At 72.7% G+C, this 6,251-nt stretch carries 6 protein-coding genes; 2 read left to right on the top strand and 4 right to left on the bottom strand.

The window, feature by feature from the left end:
- Positions 1 to 118 precede the first annotated feature (118 nt).
- The 3 genes from groL to LIV55_RS13795 form a co-directional block, all read right to left on the bottom strand.
- Positions 119 to 1,729 carry a chaperonin GroEL gene (gene groL / locus LIV55_RS13805; protein ID WP_123091205.1) on the bottom strand — a complete coding sequence of 537 codons (1,611 nt, stop codon included), beginning with the start codon at positions 1,727 to 1,729 and terminating at the stop codon, positions 119 to 121.
- Between the two features lie 98 nt (positions 1,730 to 1,827).
- Positions 1,828 to 2,121: a co-chaperone GroES gene (gene groES / locus LIV55_RS13800; RefSeq protein ID WP_068273266.1), complete on the bottom strand. Its 294-nt coding sequence runs from the start codon at positions 2,119 to 2,121 to the stop codon at positions 1,828 to 1,830.
- A gap of 164 nt (positions 2,122 to 2,285) precedes the next feature.
- A complete protein-coding gene (locus tag LIV55_RS13795) occupies positions 2,286 to 3,272 on the bottom strand; it encodes an ArsR/SmtB family transcription factor (RefSeq protein ID WP_148041534.1) in 987 nt (328 codons plus the stop codon).
- Between the two features lie 421 nt (positions 3,273 to 3,693).
- On the opposite strand from LIV55_RS13795, the gene LIV55_RS13790 reads away from it, so the two are divergent.
- Entirely contained in the window at positions 3,694 to 4,935 is a 1,242-nt protein-coding gene (locus LIV55_RS13790) for a class I SAM-dependent methyltransferase (RefSeq protein WP_229300635.1), read from the top strand.
- 21 nt (positions 4,936 to 4,956) lie between these two features.
- Here LIV55_RS13790 and LIV55_RS13785 read toward each other — a convergent pair whose 3' ends face one another.
- Positions 4,957 to 5,250 (bottom strand): hypothetical protein, encoded by a 294-nt coding sequence (locus LIV55_RS13785; RefSeq protein ID WP_229300634.1) that lies wholly within the window; start codon positions 5,248 to 5,250, stop codon positions 4,957 to 4,959.
- On the opposite strand from LIV55_RS13785, the gene LIV55_RS13780 reads away from it, so the two are divergent.
- Positions 5,216 to 6,235 carry a glycoside hydrolase family 3 N-terminal domain-containing protein gene (locus LIV55_RS13780; protein ID WP_229300632.1) on the top strand — a complete coding sequence of 340 codons (1,020 nt, stop codon included), beginning with the start codon at positions 5,216 to 5,218 and terminating at the stop codon, positions 6,233 to 6,235. The two genes, LIV55_RS13785 and LIV55_RS13780, sit on opposite strands and share 35 nt — an antisense overlap.
- The last annotated feature ends 16 nt before the right edge of the window (positions 6,236 to 6,251 follow it).

Here is a 6,251-nt window from a genome sequence, read left to right as displayed (position 1 = left end):
GGGGTTTGCCCCCGTATTGGCGGCCCCCCCCCAGCCGGGGGCCGGTTGCGGCGGGGTCCCCGAGCCGCCGCGGGGGCCCCCCCCGGGGGGGCGCCCCCCCGTCGTGGGTGAGGTCGGGTCAGTGGTGGTGACCGTGGCCCGCGGCAGCGGGCTCCTCGTCCTCGGGCTTGTCGACGACGAGCGTGTCGGTGGTGAGGACCATCGACGCGATCGACGCGGCGTTGACGAGCGCGGAGCGGGTGACCTTGACCGGGTCGATGACGCCGGCGCCGACGAGGTCGCCGTACTCACCGGTCGCGGCGTTAAGGCCCTGACCCGGCTCGAGCTCGGAGACCTTCGAGACCGCGACGTAGCCCTGGAGGCCGGCGTTCTCGGCGATCCAGCGCAGCGGCTCGACAGCGGCCTTGCGCACGATGCTCGCGCCGGTCGCCTCGTCGCCCTCGAGGGTGAGGGTGTCGATGACGGAGACGGCGTGCACGAGGGCGGAGCCGCCACCGGCGACGATGCCCTCCTCGATCGCGGCGCGCGTCGCGGAGATCGCGTCCTCGATCCGGTGCTTCTTCTCCTTGAGCTCGACCTCGGTGTGGGCACCGACCTGGATGACGCAGACGCCACCGGCGAGCTTGGCGAGGCGCTCCTGGAGCTTCTCGCGGTCCCAGTCGGAGTCGGTGCGCTCGATCTCGGCCTTGATCTGGTTGACCCGGCCCTCGACCTGCGAGCTCTCGCCCTGGCCGTCGATGATCGTCGTGGCGTCCTTGGTGATGACGACGCGACGGGCCTGGCCGAGGTCCTCGAGACCGGCCTGGTCGAGCTTGAGGCCGACCTCCTCGGCGATGACCTGGGCACCCGTGAGGATGGCCATGTCCTGCAGCATCGCCTTGCGGCGGTCGCCGAAGCCGGGGGCCTTGACGGCCGCGACGTTGAAGGTGCCGCGCATCTTGTTGACGACGAGCGTCGACAGCGCCTCGCCCTCGATGTCCTCGGCGATGATGAGCAGCGGCTTGCCGGACTGCACGACCTTCTCGAGGACGGGGAGGATGTCGGCGACCGTGGAGATCTTGCCCTGGTTGATGAGGACGTAGGCGTCCTCGAGGACGGCCTCCATGCGCTCGGCGTCGGAGACGAAGTAGGGGCTGATGTAGCCCTTGTCGAACTGCATGCCCTCGGTGAAGTCGAGCGAGGTCTCGGCGGTCGAGGACTCCTCGACCGTGATGACGCCGTCCTTGCCGACCTTGTCGAAGGCCTCGGCGATGATCCCGCCGATGGTCTGGTCCTGCGCGGAGAGCGAGGCGACCTGGGCGATCTCGTCCTTGCCCTCGACCTCGCGGGCGGTCTCGAGCAGACGCCCGGAGACGGCCTCGACGGCCTTGTCGATGCCGCGCTTGAGGCCCGACGGGGCGGCGCCCGCGGCGACGTTGCGCAGGCCCTCCTTGACCATGGCCTGGGCGAGGACGGTCGCGGTCGTCGTGCCGTCACCGGCGACGTCGTTGGTCTTGGTGGCGACCTCCTTCGCGAGCTGGGCGCCGAGGTTCTCGTAGGGGTCCTCGAGCTCGATCTCGCGGGCGATCGTCACACCGTCGTTGGTGATCGTGGGGGCGCCCCACGACTTGTTGATGACGACGTTGCGACCCTTGGGGCCGAGCGTCACCTTCACCGCGTTGGCGAGCTGGTCGACGCCACGCTGGAGGGCGTCACGGGCGGAGTCGTTGAACGCCAGTTCCTTGGCCATGTCAGTCCTTACTGTTGATCGAAGGGGGGATGTCAGCGCGACGCCCCGGGGAGCCCGGGCGGGCCCGCACCCGGGGCGTCAGCGTGCTGAGAGGTGGGTCAGCCGACGATCGCGAGGACGTCGCGCGCCGAGAGGATGAGGTACTCGGTCCCGCCGTGCTTGACCTCGGTGCCGCCGTACTTGCTGTAGATGACGCGGTCGCCGACGGAGATGTCCATGGCGACGCGCTCACCGGCGTCGGACACGCGGCCCGGACCGACGGCGACGACCTCGCCCTCCTGGGGCTTCTCCTTGGCGGTGTCCGGGATGACCAGGCCGGAGGCCGTGGTCTGCTCGGCCTCGAGCGACTTGACGATGATGCGGTCCTCGAGCGGCTTGAGCGAAACCGACACGTTGGCTCCTTCGATGGAAGTTACTTCGCTTGTCTTCGGTGGTCAGAGCCGCTCGCCGTCGCGGGGGTCGACCGGCTCTGGTCCTGGCACTCACCAGTGGAGAGTGCCAAGCAGAAATCTAGGCCGCTCGTTAGCACTCGGTCAACCTGAGTGCCAGCAGGCGGTCAGCGCGGGCCGTGGTGGTGCGAGCTGAGGACCTGGCGGCCCGTCGCGGTCGGTGCGTAGTAGACGCTGCTCCCCCGCCGGCTCGGCTCGAGCAGGCCGGCCCTCGTGAGCCACCGCAGGTGCTGGCCGGCGGCCGAGGTGGAGACGCCCAGGTGGCGACCGAGGGCGGTGCTCGTCGTCTCCAGGCCCACCGAGGACAGCGCCGCCGCGCGGGCCGGCCCGAGCAGGGCGGAGAGGTCGGGGCGGTGCGGTGCGGCCCCGAGCGGCACCGGACGCGCCGGGTAGAGGACGTAGGGCTGCGCCCCCTCGTGCACCGGGCAGGCCGGGAAGGGCGCGAAGAGGGTCGGCACGAAGACGAGCCCTCGCCCGTCGACGTCGGCCTCGAAGTTCGGCCCGTTGGGGTTGCGGCAGACGACCTGCGTCGCCGTGACCTCGAGATGGGGGCTCAGCTGGTCGAGAGCCGGCAGCAGCCCCGCGGTCACCGCGACGTCGGAGCGCACGGCGATGTCCTCGCGCAGCGCGGCGCTGATCCGCTCCCACCACGGCGCGAAGCTGTGGGTCCAGTACGCCTGCATCGCGGCGACGACCTGGCGGTGCACGGCGACGTCCGAGCCCTGCAGCGCCAGGGGGCGACGGTCGGGGAAGAGCACGTCGAGCTCGGCCCCGACGACCGCTGGGTCCATGCGGGCCAGCTCGCGCATCTCGGCGGCGAAGTCCGGTGCACCCGCGTGCGGCCGCGGGTTGAGGAACTCCGGGGTCGACATGTCGTCGGAGACGAGCGCGGCGAGGGTCTGCAGGACGGGCAGCGGCGTCGTCGCGAGCACGTGCCGACGCCACTCGCGCAGGTGCGGGTAGTCCTCCGGCCGACGGATGACGCGCAGCGAGAGGCAGGCCTCGGTGAGGGCGGAGATGCCGAAGCGCGACGTCATGAGCTCGGTCGGCGTGAGCCGGTACACGAGCTCGTCGGGCGCGGGCAAGGCCTTCAAGGGATTCACTTCATCTCTGCACGAAGGGGTGTGCTCCGTCAGAGCATGTCACCTGGACGAATCGCACCGAGACCACAGCCAGATCCGGGCGTGACACATCATGACGTCGCGCCGGTCTGTGCGGAAGGAGCCTCCCGAGCTGAGCTCGACCGCGTGACCCCGCTGGTGCGGGCGCGCGCAGGAGATCAGCCACCCGTCTGCCCGGCGCAGGGACCGTTGGCAGCCCCCGGAGGGACGAAGGGGGACCTCACTGGCGAAGGGGCCAGAGAGGTCCCCCTTCGCGTGGGGTCTGGCCGACCGGAGGAGGTCTCAGGGGGCCACGCCGACGACGGGTCCCCTTCGCGCAGCGCGCAGCACGGCACGGCCTGGGGAGGCCGGGCCGAGCGGCGCACCGCGCGAAGGGGGGTGAGAGGGTGGGGCGGTGGACGTCACGACGGTCAAGGCCCTCGCGGGTCCCCAGGGGCACGAGCTGCTGAGCTCGCTCCCCCCGTACGACGAGTCGCAGGTGCTCGCGGTGCAGGGCCGGCTGCGGGCGCAGGGGCACTCCCCCGAGCTCGTCGCGGCAGCCCTCACCCAGCACCGGCTGCGCCACCGCGCCCGGGACAAGTTTGGCGAGTTCGCCGACGGCATGCTCTTCACCCCCGACGGCCTCGAGCAGGCCACCCGGCTCGAGGTGGCCGCCACCCACGCCGCCCGCTTCGCCGCCGCCTCGCTCGCGACCGTCCACGACCTCGGCTGCGGCATCGGCTCGGACGCGATGGCGATGAGCTCTCTCGGCGTCACCGTCCAGGGCCTGGACCGGGACCCCGTGACCGCCGCCGTCGCCGACAGCAACCTGCGGCCGTGGCCGGACAGCCGCGCACGCGTCGGCCTGGCCGAGGACCTGCAGCCCCCGGCGGACCCGATCCACGCCCGGGTCGGCATCTGGCTCGACCCCGCGCGGCGCACCCCCGGTGTCGCCGACGCGCAGGGGCGCACCCGTCGGGTCTTCCGGCTCGAGGAGCTCTCGCCGTCGTGGGACCTCGTCCTCGAGCTGGCCACCGCCGTGCCTGCGACCGGGGTGAAGATGTCGCCCTCTCTGCCGCACGACGTGCCCCCGCTGGGCACCGAGGCGCAGTGGGTCTCCTACGACGGCACGGTCCTCGAGTGCTCCGTGTGGTGGGGCCCCCTCGTGCGCACCGCCGGGCGCAGCGCGCTCGTCATGCGCCACGGGGCGCCGAGCGTGCGGGTCGACCAGTCGTACGCCGACGAGGACCCGCCCGCCGTCGCCTCGCTCGGCGGGCTCGGCGCGCACCTCTACGAGGCCGACCGCGCGGTGGTGCGGGCCGGTCTCGTCGGCGCGCTGACCCGAGAGGTCGGCGGCGCGGAGGTCGAGCCCGGTCTGGGGCTCGTGACGAGCGAGCGCGCGCACGACGTCCCCTTCGCCCGCGGCTACCGGGTCGTCGAGGCGATGCCCTACAACGTCAAGGTGCTGCGCGCCTGGCTGCGCGAGCGCGGCATCACCGGTCTGACCATCAAGAAGCGCGGGATCCGGGTCGACGACGAGCAGCTGCGACGCGGGCTGCGCATCGGCCGCGGGGCCGGCGACGGGGCCCAGGCGGTCGTCGTGCTGACGCGGGTGGCCGGCGAGAGCGCGGCGGTCGTCGTCGAGCCGCTCGCGTAGCGTGACCCGGGTGACGCACCGCTACCTCCTCGCCCCCGCGACCCTGGCGGTCCTCGCCCTCGCCGCGTGCTCGGGGGACTCCCCCGTCTCGAGCAGCACCGGCACGAGCAGCACATCCTCCAGCAGCGCGTCCTCCAGCAGCGCGTCCTCCAGCGGCACCTCGAGCAGCACCTCCCCCAGCAGCGCCTCGAGCCCGAGCAGCAGCACCACCTCGAGCGCCACGAGCAGCACGTCGAGCACCCCGGTCGTCTCGTCCTGCGTGAGCCGCACCGTCGCGGCGATGACGCCGACCCAGCACGCCGGCCAGCTGCTCATGGTCGCGCTCACCCCCCAGATGGGCACGAACGGCCTCGACGCACAGCTCGCCGACGGGCTCGGCAGCATGCTCTACCTCGGCGGCTGGACCGGCCGGGCGAACGTCGCCGCGACGAGCGAGCACCTGCAGGACTCCGCGGTGCGCGTCGGCGGCACCCGCGTCGGTGTCCTCGTCGCGGCCGACCAGGAGGGCGGCGAGGTCCAGCAGCTCACCGGCGAGGGCTTCTCGACCATCCCCTCAGGACGTGAGCAGGGTGCCCTCGCACCGGCCGAGCTCACCCGGCAGGCGAAGGGGTGGGGAGCCGAGCTCGAGCAGGCGGGGGTCAACGTCAACCTCGCCCCGACGACCGACACCGTCCCCGCCGAGATCGGCCGGGGCAACGCCCCCATCGGGCAGTACGGGCGCGAGTACGGCTCGACCCCCGCGGCCGTGACGCGGGGCGCGACGGCCTTCGCGAAGGGCATGCACGCGGCGGGTGTCATGCCGACGACGAAGCACTTCCCCGGCATCGGCCGGATCACCGGCAACACCGACGCGACGGCCTCGGGCATCACCGACTCCACGGCGACGACGTCGGACCCGCACCTCGCCCCCTTCGCCGCCGCGATGCGGGCCACGCCGACGCTCGTCATGGTCGGGTCGGCCCGCTACCCGAAGATCGACGCCGACAACCAGGCGCCCTTCAGCCGGGCGGTCGTCACCGACCTGCTCCGCGAGCAGATGGGCTTCGACGGCGTCGTCGTCACCGACGACGTCGGGGTGGCCAAGGCGGTCGCGGACGTGCCCGTCGGCCAGCGCGCGACCCGCTTCATCGCCGCCGGGGGCGACGTCGTCCTCACCGCCGACGCGACCCAGACGCAGACGATGACCTCCGCGATCGTGCGCCGGGCGGCGTCCGACGAGGACTTCGCCGAGCAGGTGCAGGCCTCGGTGACGCGCGTCCTCACGCTCAAGGAGGACATGGGCCTGCTGCGCTGCGGCTGACCCCGGTCGGACGGCG

It is taken from the genome of Janibacter melonis, from assembly GCF_020567375.1.
GTDB classification, from domain to species: domain Bacteria; phylum Actinomycetota; class Actinomycetes; order Actinomycetales; family Dermatophilaceae; genus Marihabitans; species Marihabitans melonis.
The sequence above is the reverse complement of the archived record's forward strand: the minus strand, read 5'-3'. Positions and strand labels throughout refer to the sequence as shown.

Coding starts and splice junctions, on each gene's coding strand:
- groL (WP_123091205.1), bottom strand. CDS start 1,729: ATGGCCAAGGAACTGGCGTTCAACGACTCCGCCCGTGACGCCCTCCAG.
- LIV55_RS13780 (WP_229300632.1), top strand. CDS start 5,216: ATGACGCCGACCCAGCACGCCGGCCAGCTGCTCATGGTCGCGCTCACC.
- LIV55_RS13785 (WP_229300634.1), bottom strand. CDS start 5,250: ATGAGCAGCTGGCCGGCGTGCTGGGTCGGCGTCATCGCCGCGACGGTG.